This window comes from Gottfriedia sp. NPDC058432, assembly GCF_042721555.1.
Classification (GTDB): domain Bacteria; phylum Bacillota; class Bacilli; order Bacillales; family Bacillaceae_G; genus Gottfriedia.
Genome location: NZ_JBHXLC010000023.1, coordinates 1 through 23,627, shown reverse-complemented (window position 1 = coordinate 23,627; position 23,627 = coordinate 1). Strand labels below are relative to the sequence as shown.

General features: G+C 29.2%; 19 protein-coding genes and 1 pseudogene. 1 reads left to right on the top strand and 19 read right to left on the bottom strand.

The window, feature by feature from the left end; genetic code table 11:
• Positions 1-31: 31 nt before the first annotated feature.
• The 3 genes from ACFWM3_RS19155 to ACFWM3_RS19145 all read right to left on the bottom strand — a co-directional run bounded on the left by ACFWM3_RS19155 (position 32) and on the right by ACFWM3_RS19145 (position 2,333).
• Positions 32-733: an amino acid ABC transporter permease gene (locus ACFWM3_RS19155; protein ID WP_056475896.1), complete on the bottom strand. Its 702-nt coding sequence runs from the start codon at positions 731-733 to the stop codon at positions 32-34.
• A 67-nt stretch (positions 734-800) separates the two neighbouring features.
• Positions 801-1,532 (bottom strand): ABC transporter substrate-binding protein, encoded by a 732-nt coding sequence (locus tag ACFWM3_RS19150; RefSeq protein WP_390312585.1) that lies wholly within the window; start codon positions 1,530-1,532, stop codon positions 801-803.
• A 78-nt stretch (positions 1,533-1,610) separates the two neighbouring features.
• Complete coding sequence (locus ACFWM3_RS19145; RefSeq protein ID WP_390312504.1) at positions 1,611-2,333, bottom strand: amino acid ABC transporter ATP-binding protein; 723 nt, start codon at positions 2,331-2,333, stop codon at positions 1,611-1,613.
• Between the two features lie 230 nt (positions 2,334-2,563).
• On the opposite strand from ACFWM3_RS19145, the pseudogene ACFWM3_RS19140 reads away from it, so the two are divergent.
• Positions 2,564-3,945, top strand: a pseudogene (locus ACFWM3_RS19140) (hypothetical protein).
• A gap of 349 nt (positions 3,946-4,294) precedes the next feature.
• On the opposite strand, the gene ACFWM3_RS19135 reads toward ACFWM3_RS19140, so the two are convergent.
• The 16 genes from ACFWM3_RS19135 to ACFWM3_RS19060 all read right to left on the bottom strand — a co-directional run bounded on the left by ACFWM3_RS19135 (position 4,295) and on the right by ACFWM3_RS19060 (position 23,139).
• On the bottom strand, positions 4,295-5,089 hold the full coding sequence (locus ACFWM3_RS19135; RefSeq protein ID WP_390312502.1) for an HNH endonuclease family protein: 795 nt from the start codon (positions 5,087-5,089) through the stop codon (positions 4,295-4,297).
• Between the two features lie 4 nt (positions 5,090-5,093).
• Complete coding sequence (locus ACFWM3_RS19130) at positions 5,094-7,262, bottom strand: AAA family ATPase (RefSeq protein WP_390312501.1); 2,169 nt, start codon at positions 7,260-7,262, stop codon at positions 5,094-5,096.
• A 231-nt stretch (positions 7,263-7,493) separates the two neighbouring features.
• Positions 7,494-8,522, bottom strand: coding sequence for a hypothetical protein (locus ACFWM3_RS19125; RefSeq protein WP_390312500.1), 1,029 nt, complete (start codon positions 8,520-8,522; stop codon positions 7,494-7,496).
• Entirely contained in the window at positions 8,497-8,967 is a 471-nt protein-coding gene (locus tag ACFWM3_RS19120) for a hypothetical protein (protein ID WP_390312498.1), read from the bottom strand. The genes ACFWM3_RS19125 and ACFWM3_RS19120 overlap by 26 nt, the downstream gene beginning before the upstream one ends.
• 6 nt (positions 8,968-8,973) lie before the next feature.
• Complete coding sequence (locus tag ACFWM3_RS19115) at positions 8,974-10,239, bottom strand: hypothetical protein (protein WP_390312497.1); 1,266 nt, start codon at positions 10,237-10,239, stop codon at positions 8,974-8,976.
• A gap of 921 nt (positions 10,240-11,160) precedes the next feature.
• Entirely contained in the window at positions 11,161-11,601 is a 441-nt protein-coding gene (locus tag ACFWM3_RS19110; protein ID WP_390312496.1) for an exosporium protein C, read from the bottom strand.
• Between the two features lie 347 nt (positions 11,602-11,948).
• Positions 11,949-12,701 carry an ABC transporter permease gene (locus ACFWM3_RS19105; protein WP_390312494.1) on the bottom strand — a complete coding sequence of 251 codons (753 nt, stop codon included), beginning with the start codon at positions 12,699-12,701 and terminating at the stop codon, positions 11,949-11,951.
• Positions 12,702-12,706: 5 nt separating this feature from the next.
• Positions 12,707-13,597, bottom strand: a complete 891-nt coding sequence (locus ACFWM3_RS19100) for an ABC transporter ATP-binding protein (RefSeq protein ID WP_390312493.1) — start codon at positions 13,595-13,597, stop codon at positions 12,707-12,709.
• A 14-nt stretch (positions 13,598-13,611) separates the two neighbouring features.
• Positions 13,612-15,297: an ABC transporter ATP-binding protein gene (locus ACFWM3_RS19095; protein WP_390312492.1), complete on the bottom strand. Its 1,686-nt coding sequence runs from the start codon at positions 15,295-15,297 to the stop codon at positions 13,612-13,614.
• A gap of 247 nt (positions 15,298-15,544) precedes the next feature.
• Complete coding sequence (locus tag ACFWM3_RS19090; RefSeq protein ID WP_390312491.1) at positions 15,545-15,922, bottom strand: hypothetical protein; 378 nt, start codon at positions 15,920-15,922, stop codon at positions 15,545-15,547.
• Between the two features lie 17 nt (positions 15,923-15,939).
• Positions 15,940-17,181, bottom strand: coding sequence for a radical SAM protein (locus ACFWM3_RS19085; RefSeq protein WP_390312489.1), 1,242 nt, complete (start codon positions 17,179-17,181; stop codon positions 15,940-15,942).
• A gap of 460 nt (positions 17,182-17,641) precedes the next feature.
• Positions 17,642-18,271, bottom strand: a complete 630-nt coding sequence (locus tag ACFWM3_RS19080; protein ID WP_390312488.1) for a CPBP family intramembrane glutamic endopeptidase — start codon at positions 18,269-18,271, stop codon at positions 17,642-17,644.
• A gap of 274 nt (positions 18,272-18,545) precedes the next feature.
• A complete protein-coding gene (locus tag ACFWM3_RS19075; protein ID WP_390312584.1) occupies positions 18,546-18,731 on the bottom strand; it encodes a GHKL domain-containing protein in 186 nt (61 codons plus the stop codon).
• A gap of 693 nt (positions 18,732-19,424) precedes the next feature.
• Entirely contained in the window at positions 19,425-20,891 is a 1,467-nt protein-coding gene (locus ACFWM3_RS19070) for a hypothetical protein (RefSeq protein WP_390312487.1), read from the bottom strand.
• 239 nt (positions 20,892-21,130) lie between these two features.
• Positions 21,131-22,405, bottom strand: coding sequence for an ATP-binding protein (locus ACFWM3_RS19065; RefSeq protein ID WP_390312486.1), 1,275 nt, complete (start codon positions 22,403-22,405; stop codon positions 21,131-21,133).
• A 2-nt stretch (positions 22,406-22,407) separates the two neighbouring features.
• Positions 22,408-23,139: a LytR/AlgR family response regulator transcription factor gene (locus ACFWM3_RS19060; protein WP_390312485.1), complete on the bottom strand. Its 732-nt coding sequence runs from the start codon at positions 23,137-23,139 to the stop codon at positions 22,408-22,410.
• Positions 23,140-23,627: the final 488 nt, after the last annotated feature.

Sequence of the window (23,627 nt, the reverse complement as noted above, 5' to 3'; positions counted from 1 at the left end):
TACAAGTTTATCGTCTGATTTTCCAAGTAATTTACAGCTTTATTGATTCTAATGATGTATTAGACTTATTTTTTCTAGTTTTTCGTTTTTTACCACGACTCACATCCAAAGAATCTTCAAGCTTTTTAACTCCAAACGTAATAATTAGTACAAGCGCAAGATAATATAAACCTACTACAATATATGTATTCATCTGTTCAAAGTTAGAGGCAGCCTCACTTAGTCCTGCTCCCCATAAATCTTGCATCCCTACATATGCTACAAGTGAAGAATCTTTTAATCCAATGATAAATTGATTACCAAGAGTAGGAATCGCAATTTTAAATGCTTGAGGTAGCACGATCCTTCTCATTGCTAAAGGTTGGGACATCCCAAGAGAACGGGCAGCTTCCAATTGACCTTTGTCAATTGATTGAATTGAACCACGAAAGATTTCAGCTATATATGCTCCACTATGCACACCTAACGCGATTGCACCAGCCCAAAACTGTGAAAATGTAATAATACTAGAAAGTCCGAAGTATAAAATTGCGATTTGAACAATAAGCGGTGTCCCACGAATGACCGTTATATAGAGATTAGCAATATAATTAAGCACTTTAATACGGGAGAGTCTGAAAAATGCAAAAATAAGTCCTATTCCACTTCCCAAAATAGTAGATACGATTGTCAATTTTAATGTTAATAAAGTTGCCACTAAAAATACATGAAATGTATTTAAAAGTATATGCATGATGAACCTCACCCCTCATCTTGTCCTAAAAAGTCTTAGGCTCTTATTTTACGCTAGTATTCTATTATTATTTATCTTCAAGAATATTGCGACCAAACCACTTTTCACTAATTTTTTCATAAGTTCCATCTTTAATAATTTCATCTAAAGCCTTATTAATTTTCTTCTCAAGTTCTTTATCATCTTTCCTTACAGCAATTGCTTGATTATCATGAGTTAGTGGTGTGCCAACATCTTTAATTTTAGCCTTACCTTCTTTAATGACTCTAAAGCCAACCATTTGATCCGTAATGACAGCATCTAGTCTACCAGTTGGAAGATCCATGATAGCCGTAAGATCACTATCGTAATCTACTACATTTTCTTTTCCAGTATATTTAATCGCTAAATCTTTATATGGGCTTGCTTTTACAACGCCAATTTTCTTCCCTTTTAAATCCTCAGCAGATTTGATTTTCTGGTTATTATCAGCAACAAAAATCTGAGAACCTGAAATATAATATGGATTACTGAAATCAACCACTTTTAATCGTTCATCAGTGATCGTCATACTCCCCAAAATTGCATCATACTTATTTGATATTAATCCTTGTACAATTGTTTCCCATGGGTTTGTTACTGGTACAGCTTTCATTCCCATTTTATCTGAAAGTGCTTTACCAATTTCAACATCAAATCCAGTAAGCTTGCCATCTTCTTTAAAATTAAATGGTTTATATAAACCACTCATCGCATAATGAAATTCTTTTGAACTCGCTTGATTTCCGGTTTTATCTGCCCCACATCCACTTAGAAACATTGCCCCTGCTATCACTGAAGATAATAAAATACCATGCCAATTCTTTTTCATTACACATACCTCCATTATTTTTTAAAATTATAAAATACTATTAAGAAATTGTTTTGTTCTTTCATTTTGTGGATTTTCAAAAAACTGTTTAGGTGTACCCTCCTCTAAAATTAGCCCTTCCTCCATGAATAAAACTCGATCCGCTACACCTCTTGCAAAACCCATTTCGTGAGTGACGACAACCATTGTCATTCCTTCACTTGCTAACTGTTTCATAACTTGAAGAACCTCTCCAACCAGTTCAGGATCCAAGGCTGAAGTTGGCTCATCAAACAGCATCACCCTCGGGTTCATCGCAAGTGCACGTGCAATCGCAACCCTTTGTTTTTGTCCTCCTGATAACATTTCTGGATATTCATCCGCCTTATCTGTCAATCCAACCTTGTCCAACAAAGCATAAGCAATCTCTTTTGCTTCACTTTTTTTCATTCCCCTAACATGCATAGGAGCTTCAATTATATTTTCTAAAACAGTTTTATGCGGAAAGAGATTGAAGTGTTGAAAAACCATACCAACCTCCGACCGAATTTTATTCAAATCTGTTTTGCCAGGTTGAACCAACACACCTTCAAAATAAATTTCTCCCTTATCATTAATCTCTAAGAAGTTTAAACATCTCAAAAGGGTACTCTTTCCTGATCCACTTGCTCCTAATAAAACAACCACTTCTTTTTCTTTAATCGTTAAATCAATTCCTTTTAATACTTGTAAAGGCCCAAATGATTTACTTACACTTTTGATCTGAATCATATTGTTTCAACCCTCCCACCGAGTAATTAACAACACTTTTTCCACAATGCGGAAACCATTTCTATTTTATTAACATTATACACAATTCTGACTATTCCGTCATTAAGTAATTTTATTTCGGCAATTTAGTACAATTTTCGTAAGTCATTGTTACAAATCTTTCCAATCACCTAAACTAGGCGAATGCATATATTGTTATCCAATATATGTAACGAAAGGGGGCTATTCTCATGCATGTCGATTTAACTGCCATCCATTGGCTTTAGTAGCATTTATAGGTTTAATTATTTTATTTTTAATTCTTAGACGTGACACAAGCCTAGTCTGCCTCGCAGGAATTTTCCTACTTGGTCTAGTAGCAACTGAGTCACTTTCAAGTTCTGTCAGTATCTTGTTTTCAAGTTTCATATACGCTATAACTGAATTACTTTCTACGATTCTAGTGATCTCGATTATTGTTTCTATGAGTAAAGCTTTAACTGATAGTGGAGTGCATCAGGCACTCATCAGTCCATTTACAAAGGTGATGCGAAACGCCACACTTGCTTATTGGACGATTGGTATTGTGATGATGGTTGTCTCTTGGTTTTTCTGGCCGTCTCCTGCAGTAGCGTTAATTGGTGCGGTTTTACTTCCAGTTGCTTTAAGAGTTGGTTTACCAGCATTAGGTGTTGCAATGGCGATGAACTTGTTCGGTCATGGTATTGCTCTTTCAAGTGATTACGTAATTCAAGGTGCCCCGAAACTAACAGCTGATGCGGCTGGCATTCCGGTTTCAGATGTAATACACGCTAGTATTCCACTTGTGATCGTAATGGGTGTTGTGACAACTGTAGTTGCTTTTTACTTCTTAAAACGTGATATAAAAAGAGGACTTTTAACAGTAGAATTACCTGAAGAAGATACGAATACTGAGGACTATTTACTTTCTTCTACGCAACAAAAATGGATGGCCGCTCTCGTTTTCATTTTTTTCGCAGTAGATATTTGGGCAATGGTTCATTTCAATTTACAAGGTGGAGATGCAACAGCATTAATCGGGGGTACTTCACTAATAATCCTTTCGATCCTATCCATGTTTGGACATAAGAATAAAGGCTTTGAAGAAGTAACAAATTATTTAATTCATGGATTTAAATTTGGGTTTAAAGTGTTTGGTCCGGTTATTCCGATTGCTGCTTTCTTCTATCTTGGGGATAGTGGATTTACAGCGATTATAGGGGATTACTTGCCAAAAGGATCTAATGGAATTGTGAATGATTTAGGCTTTGCTTTGGCGCATGCAGTACCGGTAAATCCTGGAGTTGCGGGTGTGACATTGACAACAGTTGGAGCAATTACAGGTTTAGATGGATCTGGATTCTCTGGAATTTCTCTTGCTGGATCAGTTGCTTCATTATTTGCTACGGCGATCGGTCATGGGATTGCAACTTTGACTGCTATGGGGCAAATTGCGGCGATTTGGGTTGGTGGTGGGACGTTGATTCCTTGGGCGTTGATTCCTGCGGCGGCTATTTGTAATGTTAGTCCGTTTGAGTTGGCTAGGCGGAATTTGTTGCCTGTTTTGATTGGGTTGGTGGTTACTACTGTTGTTGCTATATTTTTGCTTTAACTAAGCCATAAAGAAATAAGAACGATTCCGAAAAAAGTTCTACTTTACTGCCAAAAAAATAAAATCAAAAGAAATTTAATCAAAAAACAAGTGTACGTAACTCTCGATAACACAGTTACAAAAAATTAAAAAGATAATATTATTTGACAATTGGGAAGTTATGTTTATTGAGTATTTACTACTTCAATAACGAAAAGTATAGTTCATTAAGAAATACTAGAAAAACTTTCAGACCTTTTTCTTTGCTAAAAAACAACACTATCGTTTAACATAGCCTAAAAAAAAGAACCTTTATTAAGGTTCTTTTCTCACTTCATGTGAACATTGTCTATTGAAAGTAAAATAATGACTATTCGAGTAAATGTATTAAATCTATAAATCTTTTATCAATAAAATCACGTGTCATTGCAGCATATTTAGCTTCAGCATTTTTAAACGATTTCAAATGTTTTATTATATTGCGTATCTGCGCTACAACCTTATCAAACTTCGATTCTTCATTTATACCGTCCATTAAATTTATTAATGTTTGTAAATTATCTAAATGGAGGTTTATATCTAACAAATGTTCGAATCTAGATTGAATTAAATTTGGTCTATGTAATCCATAAACTTCAATTGAAGTTTTTCCTAAATCATCAATTCCAATTATTTCACCGTTATCCGTAAAACGAAAATGATCCTCAGGGTGTTCTTCAATACACGGATTTATTAGTAATGGTTCTTCGTTTTCAACATTCCCTGTATGGTCTTTAACTCGATTTGCTGTTACTTTAAGCGGAAAGTGATTACCTTTAAATTCTTGTCCGTTACAAACTTGACATGCTAATAAGAGGTTTTCCCAATCACTAGCTAACCAATAGTAACCAGGATCTTTAATTGGTTCACCTACAATTTTCCCCTTCGGACGATAGTGTTCTATGTGAGGATATTGTGTATCAACAATTTTAGTTTCACAATATGCACATTTTCCATTAAACATATTCACAAGTTCTTCTTTTACATCTTTATATACAATAAAATTAAATTCTTCAGTCTTTTTACTTGAGTAGTGACTGATTGCACGTTGTGTCTCCAGATATCCAGCAGATAGCGTGTCTTTCTTTAAGCAAGAAGGTTCTTGAGTACGTTTTATATAAATCATAATATTAGAAGTCAATCCCTTCAATGCTAGTTAGAATTTCTTTAACTTTTTTCTTAGTTTCATCTTTCAAATTTTTTAATTTATTTAGAGGCTTATATTGTAAATTAGCCATATATTCATCAATTACTTCGTACATCAATTGCTCTCTTGGATTATTACCCAAGTGTTTATTGGAAATGAACTTTTCTCTTAATATTCGTAATTGTTTTTCCTGTTCCTCTGTTAAATTGGATTTTGTCAATAATTTATAATAATTATTAAAATCTTCGTTTGTTTGTGGATCAAGTGTATAATTTAATCCGAAAAATTGTGATTTTAACAGTGTGTCAACTTCCATAATTGATTGAGGAGGAAGATCCCGTTCTAAAAAAACTTCATTTTCAATATCTCTTCTTAATACAGCGACCTCATTTTGGTCTAACCCCCTTAAACACAACGGATCGTGACTAGTTACTATAAATTGTAAATTTGGAAAAGTATTACGCAATCTGGTAACAACTTGCAAGATCCATTTTGGATGAAGATGGGCATCAAGCTCGTCAATAAGTACAATTGCTTCTCCGTCCCTATGAGTCCAATTGAGATTCCATAAAGACATCATTATATCTACTGCTAACGCTATCATAGAGCGATATCCATCACTTAAGTCATCAATATAAATTGTTTTTTTATCATTATATTGAACAGTTATTTTATTTTTCGCATTTCTATCTTTAATAATAGGGGTATTTTCTAACATTAATAACGATTGAAGTACAGGAACGAAATATTCAAAATCCTTTTGTTTCAAGTTATATAACTGTCTGCTTGCATTGGTTAAAAAATGTAACGGATTAAATAAATTATCAACACGTAATAAACCAAATTGTTCTTTTTTCCTAGATGTACTTTTAGGTAATAGTCTAGTAGAACCATATCCTAATAAAATAACTCGTTGAAATTCATTATTTTCTAAAATAAAGTCTTTATTATCCTTATTAAATCTAATAATAATTGGGTCATAACTCCCACTTAAATGGATTAATACGTATCCCTCTTTCGCTCCTGGATATAGTAGGCTAGATGCATTATTTATGTACTTTTTCCTTGATTCTTCATCCATTAAAGTTAATGCAATTGCATTCAATACTGTAGATTTCCCAGTACCATTATCACCTAATAACATTAACCAAGGAGCTGTAAACTCCATACTCTTTCCTAATGAAACCTCAATATCTAATTCTTTAATTGACTTAAAGTTTCTTATTACAATTCTTTCAATATACCTTCTTTTACCAAAATATATAGTACGATCTTCACTATTTTTTATATCATAGTTATCAAGCATTGTTTCATGATGCTTAAATGAATTGAAATTCAAATTATTCTCATGTATAATTTTTGGACTTGAATGAAGTAACCCATCTATAGCAGGTTCCTTTGAAATTAAATATCTTCGAATAGAGGAATTTTTCAAGAGCCATAAACGAATAAAATATTTTTTAAGCCCACTAAACTCTGAAGTTGCTTTAATCTGCCGTTTTATATTCTCAATTGCTTCATTTACAATTAATCTACTTTTTAAACTCGAATCATATTTTATCGTGCTATTGTAAAATTGTACTAAATTTAACCAAACATTTTCTAATACTTCAAAAGCATTTCTTCTATCTTCAACCAATTGACTCCTATTTAAACCTAAAATATCAATTGTTACTTGAGCTCGTTTATCATTAGAAAAAACATACCCTTTAGAGTCATATAGAAGGAACTCTTCAGGATCTTCTTTTCCAGGATGGATTAAAAATGGTTTTTCATTATCAAGAACATTATTATCATATGTTTCTCTTTGAACACGTTCTGAAATTACAGGAAATCTATTACTTTTGTGAGAAATGCAATTCTTACATAAAGGTAAAAGATTGTTCCATTCATATCTGAGCCACCAATAATAATCAGAATGAATTCTACCATCCAAATCTCTTGCACCATTAATTGGTCTATAATGTTCTATTTTACCCCAATCCATCAAATTAATTTCACAGTAGGCACATTTATTATGTGATTTTCGGTTTAAATGACCTTTTATTTCATCCCAAAAATAGTTTGGTGAACGATGCTCTGAATTATTTAGAAATTTATTTCTTTCATCTAATAAGGCTTTAAATGGTTCCCCTAAATCTAGTTTAATCAAAAGTTAAACCTCCTACTTATACTAATGGTAGAATTATATTCTGTAATTATATATTTATATAAATTAAGACTAAGTAAAATAAGTTCAAACGATTTAAATCAAGAATATACTCTACTTTTTAAAATAATCAGATTTTCTCACCTTTAAAAAATTCATATTTTTTCATTTTTTACCATTGGTAACCAGTAACTATAGAACTTATATCAAAATAGCTATTAAAAACTTTTTAAATTAATACTCCTTGTTCATATAAAATACATTTTTTTTATTTTCAAATTCAATTTTTATTTCGGTCGGTAACTCCATTTTTTGTTTAGACACTAGCCTTGTCACTTCAAATAAACTATCATTTTGCTTTTCAATTTCACAACTAAAATAATAATATTTATTTTCAATTAATATTATTTGGGATACTCTTATTTCGGCTATACGTACACAATTAAAAAATCTTTGAATATCCACTCTAGCTTGTTCTTCTAAAATACAATTTGTTACTTTTGGTAACTTGGCATTATGCTGTAATATCACCGGGAAACTGATATAAACTTCATAACCAGTTGCTTCCATGAATAAAAGTGTAGAAAAATTGTAAAGTCCGTGTTCATTATTAATTCGAATTTGTGTAAAAGGTGAATCTCCAGTAATCAGAAAGACCCATGAAGTTGTGTGCATACTAAAAAAAATATCAATCGGAAAATTTTTCCTTATTAAGTTATTTGCATTAAATAAATCGGTTAAATTTTGTAGTTGAACCCCTTCTTCTTCCGAATCACTCAACTTGGATATTATATCAGCCAATTTTAAAGAGAAAAAAACAAAAAGTCCTGTTACTATTAATGTTAGCATCATTGATAAATAATGTACTTGTCCCTTTTTGGTTAATAATGTTAATGTCATCGAAATTCCAGATATTATCCAAACCGGTACTAATATTTTAAGTATAACTAAACTGGTATTTACTGCATTTAAAATAACCGAAGGGGTTTTACTTAAATATTCAAAATCAATAATATTTTGTCTAAATTCATCTTCGTCCTTTTTTATTACATTATTCTTCATTGTCCAGAATAATTTTGTCAGTTCGGATGTATGATTCTGATATTGATGTGACAAAAAAATTGTAAATACTCCTAATACTGAAAATATACTAGCTGTTAACCAACTAGTATATTCCACAGTTTCATTTGCTAGTAAAACTTGAACTTTTAATTCATCATACACAATATTCAACAAATCAATAACAATTTTCAAGAATTCCATTTATTTCTCCGTTTAATAATTTTTCTATTAATTTAATTCTTTCCGAATCAGTACGAATTAAAGATGTAATAACTTTATTAGAACTGGTGTCATTATATTTACATGTTATTACATTCTTGCCGTCTTTTAATAAAAATGAATGTAAACCAAGGTCAAACGGAATACAATTCATATGGAATTTCATATTCAAACCTTGAAATACATATTTCAAAATATTTTCGTCCCTAGTAAATACGATTAATAATCGTCTTGCTTCATCTATCCAAACCGACGCTTCATCAAACTCTACATACATTTGACTTGTAATTAAATACGAAAAGGTATAACAATTAAAATTTGCAACATTCTTAATAAATTTCCAATTATGGGAATAATTAATAGATTCTATTTCACATGAATTTATTTGGTTTATCTGAAATAGATAAAACCCATTACTATACCTCAAGATTTATCACTCCTCAGTTATGTACCTGTTTATCACTCCCAAAACAGTTAACCTGTCTGATTCAACTAAAGATAATTGATTGATATCATCTTTAACCTTCCCTAACACATTAGTAAGAAATATCGAGTCTCTTACTTTAGCTTTTGCAATAATGGTACGCAAGTTCTCGAGAACTTCTTGTTCTTCATATAATTTATTTAAGGAATTAGTCAAAGTTGTAATTAAATGTCTGTTTATCAAAAAGACATTCATGGTATTCTGAATATTTGTGTATTGGATCTTAATGGTAGCTTGAAAATCAATGGAAACATTAACAATTTCGAACGTATCACTATTAGTTTTAAATCGTAACTGGAATCGGACAGATTTAATTTGATCACCTAACCTAATACGATCTCCTACCTCAAAACTTTCTAATAAATTATTTCCTCCAAGCCTTACCGATCTTATTTTTTTGTCTTGCCTTTTATTTGAGAATGCAACATTTAAATAATCATTAATTTCATGTCCATTTATATTTATACTTTCTTCAATGTAGTCAAGTAAGATAATAGTTTGTTTATCAAGTTCATATTCATTTTCCACTACTGTATTTCTTTTTTTATTAATAACTGAAAATGGAATAAAAGTTTCAAACATATTTGTAACATGTTTTTGAATTACTTTGTGTGTTGCATTCGAGTGATTTCTGTCTCCACATTGTATGTAACACAGATTTTGAGTAGAATCAAATACTACATCAAATGATGTTTTAATTTCCGATTCACCCATAATTTTCCCTCCACCGAAACTCGTTTGTTCCTTAAATTTCTCATAAGTTACAGGAAATTTTAATAAACAATCATCTATAATACTCACATTACCTATTCTTTTAATAAATATAAACGAATCGTCTTTATAATTTTTTTCAATATCGATAGGAAGACAAAGGTCAATTTTTTCTTTTAATTCATTAAAGGTATTTCTATCTTTCAATTTATACTCAAATATAAAATTTGGATATCCTTTAGAGAAAGTTTGATCAAGTTCATCATATAATCCTATAAAGATATCATCATCAGCCTCATCAGAACGTAAAAAAGTAATCAAATCTTCAACTTCTGATATCCCAATTCTGACTCCATGATGTCTAAGTAAGTAGTGCCTAACAACCTCTAATTTTTTATCAGATTCTTTTTCCATTAAAACCATAATTCTTTGAATCTCTTTTTCAATATCTATGCTTGCTATAGTGAGTGTATTTTCAACACTCTCATCAGTTATTGAACTCATAACCTACCTCCAAAACAAATTAATCTATAGCTGAATATTAACATATTTTTCCTGAAAAGATTGAATATATTTAAAAAATTCTAAATCATAAGAATTTCAACTCTAATAATTTATGTTTCTATCTATACATTTTTATCTGATATAAAAACGTTTAAAACTAGCTCTTTACTTTTATGTATTAATGATCTAAATTAACAATCCATAACCAAAACTTAATACCTTATTAAGAAAACCGAAAGAAATAATATTTCTAACTATTCCTGATAAACTAGAAATAAAATACGATTCAAATAATTCTCACCATGTCCGAAACTAATTTTATTTTCATGAACTACTCCTTCTCGATTTATTTCCTTAAGTTTCTCAATAAAATTAGGCGTAATCTTATTAAATGTTAAAGTAATTTCCTTATACTTACTATCAATATAGTTTTCTAGTTTTTGTTCTAAATAAACAAATATCTTTCACACTTATTTTCAATTTCTGATAATTGGTGTGAAGATATTAAAATTGCTACACAAATGGCACATCCAATATTAGTAATTTTGTATCACCATTAAAGCTAATGCAGATCTAACCTTTGTTTCATCCCAAAAGAATATTCTCTAACCTTTTTCCAATCATTCTTCAATTCAACAAATTTTAAAATCTCATCAATTTTTTATTTGATGTCCTGTTGTCTTAAAGTGGTATTTTTATACATTTCCTGTTTTGAAGATTGTCATATGCATTTAAATACTTAAATTAATAGTTTACAATCTAATATGTAGGCATTTGAATTCACTAATTCTTTATCTTTAAAAATCTTTCTTTTCCATTGTCCTATCGATTAATAAATTTAAATATAAAAAAATACCCCTTAACAAAAAGGGGTATTGGATGACCTTACGATTACGGGTAGTCTAAGGTTGCCTTGAAACTTTAATCATCACAGTCATCACGACCTACTGCTAAACCACTAAACGAGATTGGTCCTACAACAGCTGCTTCTGTGCCACTTGTAATATTCTCAGCTGTTACTTGATAACGATGTCTTCCCTCTCCTACATTCTTATCAATAGCTTGGAATGTCACAATATAATTAACCTCTGATGTAGGATCAGATTCAATTCCATTTTGAGCTCTAAAGATTTCTTTACCATCACGAAAGATTTTAAATAAAATTTGTGATGTTTCAATTAACCCTTGAACACCTACTGTCGCAATTAATTCCACATGATTTTTACATGCATTTCTACAAGGTATTTTTATATCGATAGATGCTAGTACAATACGTTTCGGGGAATGAGGAATAGCAATTGGTTTATCATTGTTAACCATGCGAATTGGTTCTGTTGCTTGATAATCAACAATACGAAACATTATATCACCCCTTTAATTCGTATGATATAAAGTATGTGGTTAAGAGAGAGTTAGATTGGACAAACAGGTAATGATCTATTTCAAGGATAAAAAACTTTCTTATCCTAAGATGTTTTTATTGATGTTACAAAAAAATAAGTCTATTTGTTATTTGCAATAAAAATAGTTAGAATGATGTCCTACCATTTCGGTATACCCACCTAAAACAATTTGCTAGAATCTAAAAGATTGCGAGGGTGACTCCCCAAAATTGGGGTATCATAACTACGAAACAAAAAAAGAATGCTATGTTTTAGCACTCCTTTTTTTTATTGCTTCAGTTATTTTTTAAACTATAAACTCAGACATTACAAATCTATTTTTTTAAATTTAATACTAGCAAACTGCACTGCCAAATAAGAAATCAATAAACTAACAATTAATTGGTAAACAATTGATACAACATTAATATTTGCATTTGAATTTAAAGCTAAATACCCAGGTACCAGTTCTTGGATTCCAGATATTCTCGTACCAAGTGATAATAAAACATAAAGAACAATTCCAGAAATTGTTGATACGATTGCACTTTTGGTTACAGAGATACTCATTACTATATATATCGAGAGTATTAGATAAAACAACACCGCTAAACTGGAAAAAATTAATGATTTGTTATCGCTATCAAGAATGATCCATTCCTTTGTTGCATAGTCTGTACTTCTTACGATTAATGCATAACTAACGATCGTTATGACTAAGTTGGAAAGAAAATAAAATAATATAACTCCCAGCATTGCACTAAATTTAGCAAAAATTAATCGTCCTCGATCAGCAACTCTTGTTACTTCTAAAAGTATTTGTCCTTCAATTCTTTCCGATCCAATAATACTTGCCCCTACGTACATGAATAATATCAACGGGATTCCAATTAAGAAAAGTAGCTGCCAAATTGCACCAGTAAATTGGATTAAGTCAAACTTCCCAACAATAGAAACCCAGCTCCAATGAAAATATATTCCTAGCGCATACAAAATAGCAATACTATTGAATAATAAAATAAATAAGAATAGTCTTCTTTTATGTAGTTTAAGAAATTCTACTTCAATTAATTTTTTCATTCAGCTTAGACCTTTCTATCAAATAATTTATTAATTTTACTTAGATTGCTAATTTCTATATCTTTTATTTCTAATTTTTCCTGATAAACTAGAAATAAAATGCGATTCAAATAATCTTTTCTATGTCCGAAACTAATTCTATTTTTATGAATTACCGCTTCTCGATTAAGTTCCTTAAGTTTCCCGATAAAATTAGGGGTTATCTGACTAATTGTTAATGTAATTTCCTTATCTTTACTATTAATATAGTTTTCTAGTTTTTGTTCTGATATAAACAAATATCTTTCACACATATTTTCAATTTCTGATAATTGGTGTGAAGATATTAAAATTGCTACACCCTTTTCTTTACTTATGCGATGTATAAATTCTCTAAACTTCTCAACTCCAATTGGATCAAGTCCAACAAATGGCTCATCCAATATTAGTAATTTTGTATCTCCCATTAAAGCTAATGCTAGACCTAGCCTTTGTTTCATCCCAAAAGAATACTCTCTAACCTTTTTCCGATCATTCTTCAATTCAACAAATTTTAAAATCTCATCAATTTTTTGTTTAAGTTCCTGTTGTTTTAAAGTAGTATTATTATACATTTCCTGTATTTGAAGATTGTCATGTGCATTTAAATACTCAAATAGCTTACAATCTAACAAATAGCCAATTGAATTCATTAAGTCTTTATTATTAAAATAGCTCTCTGTTCCATTAAATAAAATTTGTCCTTCATCTATCTTTATTAATCCTAAAATTGCTTTCATTAAGGTGGTTTTACCAGTACCATTTCTACCAATAAGACCTACAATTTCTCCAGAATTAATCACAAATGATATATCATCTAAAACTACGTTACCGCTGTATGCTTTTTTCAAGTTTTTTATCTCCAATAAATAACTCATAGAATTATCACCTTCTAACTATTATAAAGATCATAAAAATAACTTTTATTTTTTATTAAAGTTTCAAAATTGCCTTGTTCAATTAAGTGCCCTTTGTCTATATAAAAAATCCAATCTAGACTCTTTAAAAAATCTTGCTCTAGTTTGTGAGTGATAAATACCATCGTTTTATTTTCTAATTTTAGTAATTTTTGCTCAATATACTTACTACTCTCGGTATCAAGTGCAGATGTAATCTCATCAAACATTAATACTGGGGTATTTCTTAAAATTGCCCTTGATAAAGAGATCCTCTGCTTTTCTCCTCCAGACAAATTCGCTCCCCCTTCTAAGCAATAAGACTCTAAACAAGTAGTTTCTTTATTTATCAATTCATTAAGTAGCGAAGTTCTGATAGCTTCATCTAACAAATCCACATCATAGTCCTTGTATAAAGTAATATTTTTTAGCAAAGTATCATTAAAAATAAACGGATCTTGATGAACAAAAGATATATTATTTATTAAGTATTCTTCGTATGCATCGTAACTTTTACCATTAATTAATCTTTCTCCTGAATTTATATCTAATTGATTAGCAAGTAATTTTAATAAAGTTGTTTTCCCACTTCCACTAGATCCTACAATTGCATACTTTTTATTCGACTTAATTTTTATATCTATGTTATTTAATGAAAATAGATTATCATCAGTTGAATAGTTTACACTTTTGAGTTCTATCTCTTTAAAACATGCTCCGACATCGTTTTGTATGAAAGGATTATTTTCTGGTTTATTCTTTACGATAATATTAGTAAGCCTATTTCGAATTTTTTTACTTCCCTTTATTTCTAAGAACGCAGAACTGACTGCTCCCATCGGTTGTATAATAAAATTCATTATTTGAGTAATAGCAATTAATTGACCTAACGAAATTCTTCCTAAGATCGTCATAATTCCTCCTATTGAAAAGCAAATAGCAATAATTACATAGTTTCCTGTAATCATAGTTTGATTGTACAATCCAATTTTTTTTCTTAGAGTAAACAACTTGCCTTCAAGACTATTTAGAATTGGGACATAATTATCATTCACTTGTTTTTCTACTTTATAAGCCTTTACAATGTCTATTCCAGAAAAATAATCTTTTAATTTTGCTATAAATAATCCTTTTTTAATAGAGTAATTATCACTTGCCTCATCAATATTTCTACTAACAAATATAGGGATGATTAATATTAAAATTGCACTGAAGACTAAAGCTATAGCTAAAAACAGATCGAGTATAACTAAATAGCTTAATGAAAAAATTAACAATGTAAAACTTTGAATAATTACATATAAATTATTAAAATAATACTGTTCTACCATCTCTATATCATTTTCAAAAATATTAATTTTTTGTCCAATTGTTGTTTTTTTAAACTCACTATACTTTTGAAATATCATGGCTTGGAATAGATCCTTCTTTAGTTCAATATGTATATTTCGAGATAATTTTGCATCCTGTAAATTAGAAAGATATCCTAATAGATAGTTAATAATTAAGAAAGTAAAAAACAACATGATCATTTGATAAAGTAATGTTGTATTTGTATTAGTTAAGGCATCTACAACTTTTTGGATAATATATATGAAGACCATACTAATTAAGCTATTTAGTGTGGTAATTACGATCAGTAATAGGACCTGAAATTTCTGGTTCATCAAATATTTCTTCAAATGTTATAACCTCCAATTTCCGTTTAAATAATAGAGAGCACCTACGAAATCGTGCAACTTCATAGATACTCTCTTTTAATTACTAAACGCTCCATTTTTTACCGTTGTATCCAACGCTTCCACAAATTATTGCACCAACAGAAGCACAACCGGCCTTATTAACTTTTTTAGAGAAAAATAACATGCATATCACCCCTTTTTAATAAATTTAAGTTTTTTTGCAAAGGCTAAGGATCTACTTATAAACCTAAACGATTTTATCTTTAATTAATTTCATTATGTGATTGTTATCACTTAACCCTGTAACAAAATTCCAATTTACGTAAAAATAGATAACCTCATTATTTATTAATGACATCTTTATCGGTTGCGCGGATTTTAGGAAAAATAGTCTAGATTGAGTCATGAATAATTTTGAACTAACTGTGCTATCATTTCCCAATTTCAAATCAAGAATATTGTGCCAATTAATCGTTTTCCAATCTTTAAACTCAATTCCATCATCATGAATTAATAATTCTCCATGATGTGAAAGTAAGTATTTTACATGAATTCTAGTTTTTAGTGACAATTTCTTTTCTTCTATTTCAATATTAGTTGCGCCATAGAAGATTAATTTTTTCATCTTCTCAACTCCTAATATTAAGTTTCTATTCCAATTACAATCCTATCTATTAACTTATGATAATAGTTTTTATATAAAATACAGTATGGATCTTTAACTTTTATATCGTCTTTAAGCATGTATGCCCTTGCTCTACATCCTCCACCACAAAGATATTTGAATGTACAATCACTGCAACCATTAATTTGGTTTACTTCGTAGGTAGAAAATTCCTTTGAAACTGGTGAATTTTCTAACATACTCTGTATACTCTCTTCTTTTATATTCCCAAAACAGTACTCTTCAGCCATTAGCATGTGACAGGGATAAATATTTCCGTTGGTCCCTACAGACAACATGTTTTTTCCTGCGCCACAATAATTTTTGCCTTCAAGTGTGTTATTTATAGGCGAATCAAGCATATTTACTCCATAATTTAAGAAATGGTCAGAAATATCCTTTAAATCACTTTGTGACAACATAAACCTTTTAAACTCTTCCGTTTCACAAGTAGAAAGTATACTAAAACTGATACCAACATTTAATTGTGCTGCTAGTTTCAAATAATCAATCATGTTATCCGAGTTCAAAGTATGAAGTGTTGGTAGAATTGAAACATTTAAATTGTTCTCTTTTAAGTTTTTAATCGTTTTAATTATTTTATTATGGATTCCCTCATCTCTTATAAATGATGGACAATCATCCGAATATGTATCTAGAGAAACAGAAATTGCATCTACGTAAATAGCTAGTTCATTAAATATATCTGTCCTATTAATGGTACCGTTGGTGATCACTACTACTTCTTCTATACAACAATCCACTTTGGCGAACTTTACCAACTCTACAATATCTTTTCTAAATAATGGCTCTCCACCAGAAAATACTAAGTTTTTCACACCGACTTCTGCCAAATCTCCAATTGCTTTGCATAAATCTTCATAACTTAAATCTGGTGCGACATTTCTATTACTGTCCAATGAATAACACCCAACACAATGTAAATTACATTTATTTGTTAAATGAACATAAGCTGTTAAAACTTCTTTCTTTCTATTTTTAAAAGGTTTAAAAGAGATAAATTCATTTTCTAACAAAAAGTTATACAGTGTAGAAATACTCTCATTGTTAATTTTAGCTATTTGATAATCCCCTTGCTTTAACTCATTATAAAATTTTAGTCCTTCTTGATCTAAACCAACCACAGCACCATTTTCTAAATTAACAAGCATATCAATTTTTTTTATCCTGCTAACAATATTACTTGGATTTACGAACATTAATTTTCTCCTTTAACTTGTTAAATAATTTTGTAAAAACGAAAATCAAAGTTAAATTTAATAACAACATAAAGATGTAGGATGACATATCGTTCTCATAACTAATGTTAGATAAACTTATTGAATCGGAAGTTTCATTTAGTAGTTTCGTATTTTCTATAATTGCTGCCATTGAACTACTAGTCATATTTAACAATTGATAGATTATTAGCGTAAAAATTAGTGATAAACTACTTAAAATCATCAATTTTGATAGATTATTCTTAAATTTTATATCTGGAGCTAAACTAGCTATGCAGATCGAAAACAATAAATTAGGAAGTAACACTACCAGTATCAAAAACGTAATGAGATTTAAATTATTCATAAACTTGTATATATACCCCAAATTAATTAACAGTAACATTGTAGAAATTACAAACAATACCCTAAATACTATTTTCATATCAAAACTTTCCCTTCAACTAGCTATTAGTAATAAGTTATAGATTGTATGTGCTAACACAGAGTTTTTAATATCCTTTGTTTTTACGGCAATTAATCCAAAAAGTATCCCTAATGGAAATCGAACTAACAAATTTATCGAAAAATCTTCGTTACTATGTAATACAAAGGCAAACATTAGTGCACTAATCATAATACTCAAGAAATTATTATAATTTCTTCTCAAAGTATTCAATATAAGATTTCTATATATATACTCTTCTCCTATACTCACCACTAAAAAATGAATGATTAAACTTATTAACACTGCTTTGTTATCGAATTGATCTCCAAAAAAATGAGCGTACATTAATAAGAAAAAGCTAAACAAAGATAAAAATACAAAATAACTAGTAGCTGTTCGAGTACTCATATTAAAATCATTCTTATTTGTAGATAGGAAGAATACACAAAACCTTGGGATTAAGTACAATGCTAAAAAAGTAGGTAAGGTAAGATTTACAGTCATACTCCAATTGCTTTCAGGAATAGCTATTAAGCTAAATAGAACAATCAATATTAGGAGAAAAAATGCAGTAAGTATAGATATACCAAGACAAATCAATAATACATTAATTCTATTAGTTTTCTTAATCTCAACCTTCAAATTCTTCCCTACCTTCTTCCCTAAGCGATCTCCTTATATTTATTTAATATCATTTTTCGTATTAAAATTATAAAGTGTATTAATCTGTATACTTTTATGTCGTAAATTGAATTAAAAAAAGCATAAAACATAATGTTTTATACTTTTATCACATAGGTATTACTACAAGAGATTAAAAAAACCCATCCTTATATGAAAAATCATAATAGCTATTCATCTTACTTACTCTTTCTTTAATACTACTAATCCCCACACTATTCCGATTAACTTTTTTTCAGATTTCAATTCCTTTTGAAAAATTTATTTCAAAGGGTTTTGATGTATTTCTCATCTTAATTAATAATTTTCCTTCCAAAAATTTTAAATTTATATCTATTCTCTTTTCAATTTTATCTGGAAGCCTTAATACTGCTTCTATTGCATTATCTAAGAAATTTCCTAAGACTGCAGCTAAATCAATAACATTAAGATACTTTCTATTTCATTAGGAATTTGTAAATTTAATTCATAATGAATATCGTTTCTCTTAATTTTGTCTAATTTACTATTTAATATCGAGCCAATAGATATACAGCCAGTGAATTTGAAGAAGATCCATTTATATCAATTAATTCATTTAGCTGTTTTTTGGGTTTACTAAAAGATTATTTAAATCGTTATTTATTCTAATCAATTCCTTTTGTTTATCAAGATACTCAACGTAATATTTATTCTGCTCTTCAATCAACATATATGCGACTGCCCGTCCACAAAAAGAGCCTTATCCCAAGAGGGCAGGCTCTGTAAATATAAATTGTATTAATGATCACAACTGGACTCTAACCAACGTTTTCTACCTGTCAAATAGATACCTATAACAACTTGATATATTGTAACCAACTAACGATTAATGGAAATGAATTAAAATAAACAATAAATAAATTTATAATTAAAATAATAATACATATAATTTTATTACTTGTTAAAAATGCTGATATAAGGCCGATTAAAGGTAGGAATATCAATGCAATTTGTAGAGTAATATTTTCTAAATTATGTATTCCCCAAGGACTAACCTGAAGCATTGAAATTTTAAAATACATAAAATAGTAAACTAACCAAGATATCCAAATGGCTAAATTATATATATATATGAAAAATGTTTTTTTCATAGTCACCAAGTTATACTAGCGTGGGTATCCGGATGAAATGAAAACTTTTTAGCCGGTGATACAGAAAAACTAATCCCCGATAAAGCTATTGAAGGTGCTAAAGTATAACTACTGTTTTGATGTGCATAATTCCCGTATGCATCTAATCTTCTAGTGTTTGTAAGAGAACCTACAGAATAATACATATAACTCGATAACGTCTTTAAATATTCCGAATCAATACCTCTAGCCTTGTTATCAGGAAGGTTAATTTTTAGTGCGTAGCCCCCTGCACCCTTTTTCCAATTATTACTATCTTTGGTATATTTAGCACTTTTACTTTTTGATGGGTTTCCTATTGTAGGTTGAGTTGTCCAATTCTGTTGACCATACTGAGTACCTGGATTAGGTGCCCAGAAAGATGAATTAATACCTATACCTATAACATCTAAATATCTTTGACTTGGTAGTTTAGACCAGACTACACTATTTTTTAATCTATATTCCTTTGATGATAACTTGGTAATAGTAGTAGTCATTTTTTTATAAGATGTAGTTGAAAAATCACTACTTGCTCTAGAAATTAGATTGTCGTTTAATTTATTAATTTCATCATAATAAGTTGCTACGTCTAATTCTATTAAAATAGGTTCATTATTTGAAATCGAATATGCAATAGTCTCACGAGGTTCAATAATTTTAATATAATTTGTTTTTGAGCTAATAACCTCACCTTGTAAGTCTTTATTAATCTCATACTCTTCATTAGACATTGATTCGATTTCTGAATCAGTAAATCCTAAATTTAGTAATCGATTCGTTTGAGCAAAATCTAGATTATTTGCAACAATATCAACATTTCCGTCTTCTTGGTTATGATCGTAAAACGGAATTAATGTATTAGCTGCAAAAGAAATAGGACTTGCACCATCCTCATGAACTGCCGTAATCCTTACATAATACTCTGAACTATCGGAGTAATTAAGTCCGCCATTAATTTCAAACGCTTTTTTATAGAGGATAGAAGGATCAGCTACAAAATCTGTCCCTTTTCCATCTCTTCTAAAATTAACTTGTCCTACTTCAATTTGTTCAGAGGTAGGAAACATTCCTTTGTCTTTAGTTGTCCATGTTGTTTGGTCGGCAGGAACATCCCAGTAGGAGTGTACAGAACCGTTAAATAATATAATTTGATACTTTGTAACCCCCTCAATAGGTTCCCAAGAAATATCTAAATATCCTGTCCCTGTACCATCTTCATTAGAATATGCTTCAACTGTAGGTATAGGCATCTGAGTATACTTAGTATTTACCGCTCTACCTTGAATAATAGACGGTGCTGTTAAACTAGATTGTGTACTTACTTGATTAATAGTTTTTTCGTTACTTGGTTTCGAAATCTCTTCAGCATGGGATTTCATAGGAATAATGGAACCTAATATCGTTGCAGCTATTGTTATAATAGTTACGTTTTTAATTAATTTAATCATAACAGCCTCCTAGTAATATTCCAATTTGGATAATTTATCCATTATAGATCATAAAGTGTAATTTTTTAGAGTTTCTACTTCAGACTTCAAATTCTTCCCTACCTTCTTCCCTAAGCTATCTCCTTATTATTTATTTAATATCATTTTTCCTATTAAAATTATAAAGTGCAGTAATCTGTAAACTTTACTGTCGTAAATTGAAATAAAAAAAGCATAAAACATATTGTTTTATACTTTTATCACATAGGTATAATCACAAGAGCATGAAAAAACCCATCCTTATATGAAAAATCATAATAGCCATTCATCTTACTTACTCTTTCTTTAATACTACTAATCCCCACACCATATCGATTAACTTTTTTTTCAGATTTCAATATTCCATTTGAAAAATTTATTTCAAAGGATTTTGAAGTATTTATAATCTTAATTAATAATTTCCCTTCCAAATATTTTAAATTTATATCTATTTTTTTTTCAATTTTATCCGGTAACCTTAAAACAGCTTCTATTGCATTATCTAATAAGTTTCCTAAGACTGCAGCTAAATCAATAGAATTATGAATATTGTCTATTTCAATTGGAATTTGTAAATTTAATTCATAATGTATATCGTTTCTCTTAATTTTCTCTAATTTACTATTTAATATCGAGTCAATAGATATACAACCAGTAAAATTATTGTATGAAGAGGTTCCATTTATGTCTATTAATTCATTTAGCTGTTTTTTAGCTTCATCTATTTCATTACATAAAATTAATGTATTTAAGTTTACTAAAAGATTATTTAAATCGTGATTTAATCTAATCAATTCCTTTTGTTTATCAAGATACTCACCGTAATATTTATTCTGTTCTTCAATCAACATATATTTTTGAATCAGATAATTTTTTCTAATTAAATTATCATAGATCTTCATAGTACAAAAATTAATTATCAATAAAAAAAATAAAAAAGCAATTTTTTGGTCTGTTCTATTAAAACTAGTAATCCAAATAGTAATAACTGTAGATAACGTTGGAACAATGGTTAAAAGTATATACTCAATATTGCTCAGTCCAATTTCATGATCAACTTTAAAATATAATAATAGTTTAGTTATTATTATTACAATGACAAGTGATATAAAATTCAGACCAAAGTAGGCTAATAATGGATAAATTAAATTTGTTTTAAGGCTGGTCCCGTGTATATGAGTTGTCAAAGATAAGCCTAATTCCACTTGAGTATATATGAACACAAAAAATATAGAGTGATATAACTTTTTTGAAAGTCGGCCATAGAAGGAAAAATTCACAATTAATATCAATATAAAAATAAACAAAAGAATCCGGTAAGGTATTAATATATTTTCAGATAAAACTTTCGTTAAAATTATTAGTAAACTTAACTCCAATAAATAAGTTTTCTTTTTTATCTTAAGGTTTAGAAACCCCGTAAAATAGTAATATACGGATATAGTTTGAATACACACTGAATTAAATAACAAAAATAAAAAGATTAGTAATCCCATTATTAACCTTCTAACTTTTTCGATATAAATTCATGGTATGTCTCTTTAACAATCTTTTTCTGACCTCTACTAATAGTTAATATATCATTATTAGATAAATATATTTCACTACCTGAAATAATATAAATGTAATTTAAATTAACAATTGTTCCTTGGTTTACTTTCACGAACGTCAAAGGGTTAAGCTTCTTCTCAAGTTCTTTAATTTTTCCATAGAATAAAATTGATTTTTCTCCATTACAGGTAATAATTCGAATCATTCTTCCATTTTCTGAAGAAATAGAAATGATATCAACGCATTTTATCTGATACTGTATATTTTGAAGTTTAAAAAATAAATATTGATTATTTAACATAATTTCATCTATTGCAATTGATAAGACATGCTTTATTTTTTTAGAATCTACAGGTTTTAATAGATAACGAAAAGGAGAAACTTCAAAACTTTCAATTGTATATTTATTGTAACTAGTTACATATATAATTAATAAATTTCTATCCTGTTTTCTTATTTCTCTGGCCACATCGATTCCATTCATCTCGTTCATTTCAATGTCCAAAAATAAAATTTGATAATCAAACTCACCTAAATCTTTTCTTTTAATTAGTGAATTTGGAGAAGAAAAAACATCAATATCAATTAATAAATTGTGAAATTTTTCTGTGTAATCAAGGATAATTTCTTCCAATTTCATACTATGCAATATATCATCATCACAAATACAAATCTTCATGTTATGCTTCGCTCCTTTGTTTTCATTTTTAGAATATTTACCCAAGAAATTTCCATAAACAAAAGTCCTACTTAACTCTCTAGTAGGACTTTTTATAATTTTGATCTATTTACATTTATCTAAAGTTGTTAATCATTGTATTCAATAGTCTTTTCTAATTGTTCTTCTATTAATCTTCATTAAGCCAAACCATGTTAGTGGTAGAAGTAAATTTCTTTGTCTTTTCCAACTGAATAAAGGATTGATGGTCTCAACAATGTAATAGTATAGGTGATTTTTGAAAATCACCTTTGATTAAAAGGATTTGATTATACCGAAGAAAAGTTTCTGGGAAATCAAAAGAAAAATAGTTACCGAGATTATCCCCACATTGAAATATATTATGTCTTTTATTTTTAATCCCAATAAAACAGAAAATAATATTGAAAAAATAATAGGTGTAATATATTTATAATCTTGTAAGGTAAAATAAAATTGATTATTAAATC

Coding starts and splice junctions, on each gene's coding strand:
- ACFWM3_RS19155 (WP_056475896.1), bottom strand. CDS start 733: ATGCATATACTTTTAAATACATTTCATGTATTTTTAGTGGCAACTTTA.
- ACFWM3_RS19150 (WP_390312585.1), bottom strand. CDS start 1,532: ATGTTTCTAAGTGGATGTGGGGCAGATAAAACCGGAAATCAAGCGAGT.
- ACFWM3_RS19145 (WP_390312504.1), bottom strand. CDS start 2,333: ATGATTCAGATCAAAAGTGTAAGTAAATCATTTGGGCCTTTACAAGTA.
- ACFWM3_RS19135 (WP_390312502.1), bottom strand. CDS start 5,089: ATGATTTATATAAAACGTACTCAAGAACCTTCTTGCTTAAAGAAAGAC.
- ACFWM3_RS19125 (WP_390312500.1), bottom strand. CDS start 8,522: ATGGAATTCTTGAAAATTGTTATTGATTTGTTGAATATTGTGTATGAT.
- ACFWM3_RS19115 (WP_390312497.1), bottom strand. CDS start 10,239: ATGAGTTCAATAACTGATGAGAGTGTTGAAAATACACTCACTATAGCA.
- ACFWM3_RS19110 (WP_390312496.1), bottom strand. CDS start 11,601: ATGTTTCGTATTGTTGATTATCAAGCAACAGAACCAATTCGCATGGTT.
- ACFWM3_RS19105 (WP_390312494.1), bottom strand. CDS start 12,701: ATGAAAAAATTAATTGAAGTAGAATTTCTTAAACTACATAAAAGAAGA.
- ACFWM3_RS19100 (WP_390312493.1), bottom strand. CDS start 13,597: ATGAGTTATTTATTGGAGATAAAAAACTTGAAAAAAGCATACAGCGGT.
- ACFWM3_RS19090 (WP_390312491.1), bottom strand. CDS start 15,922: ATGAAAAAATTAATCTTCTATGGCGCAACTAATATTGAAATAGAAGAA.
- ACFWM3_RS19085 (WP_390312489.1), bottom strand. CDS start 17,181: ATGTTCGTAAATCCAAGTAATATTGTTAGCAGGATAAAAAAAATTGAT.
- ACFWM3_RS19070 (WP_390312487.1), bottom strand. CDS start 20,891: ATGATTAAATTAATTAAAAACGTAACTATTATAACAATAGCTGCAACG.
- ACFWM3_RS19065 (WP_390312486.1), bottom strand. CDS start 22,405: ATGGGATTACTAATCTTTTTATTTTTGTTATTTAATTCAGTGTGTATT.
- ACFWM3_RS19060 (WP_390312485.1), bottom strand. CDS start 23,139: ATGAAGATTTGTATTTGTGATGATGATATATTGCATAGTATGAAATTG.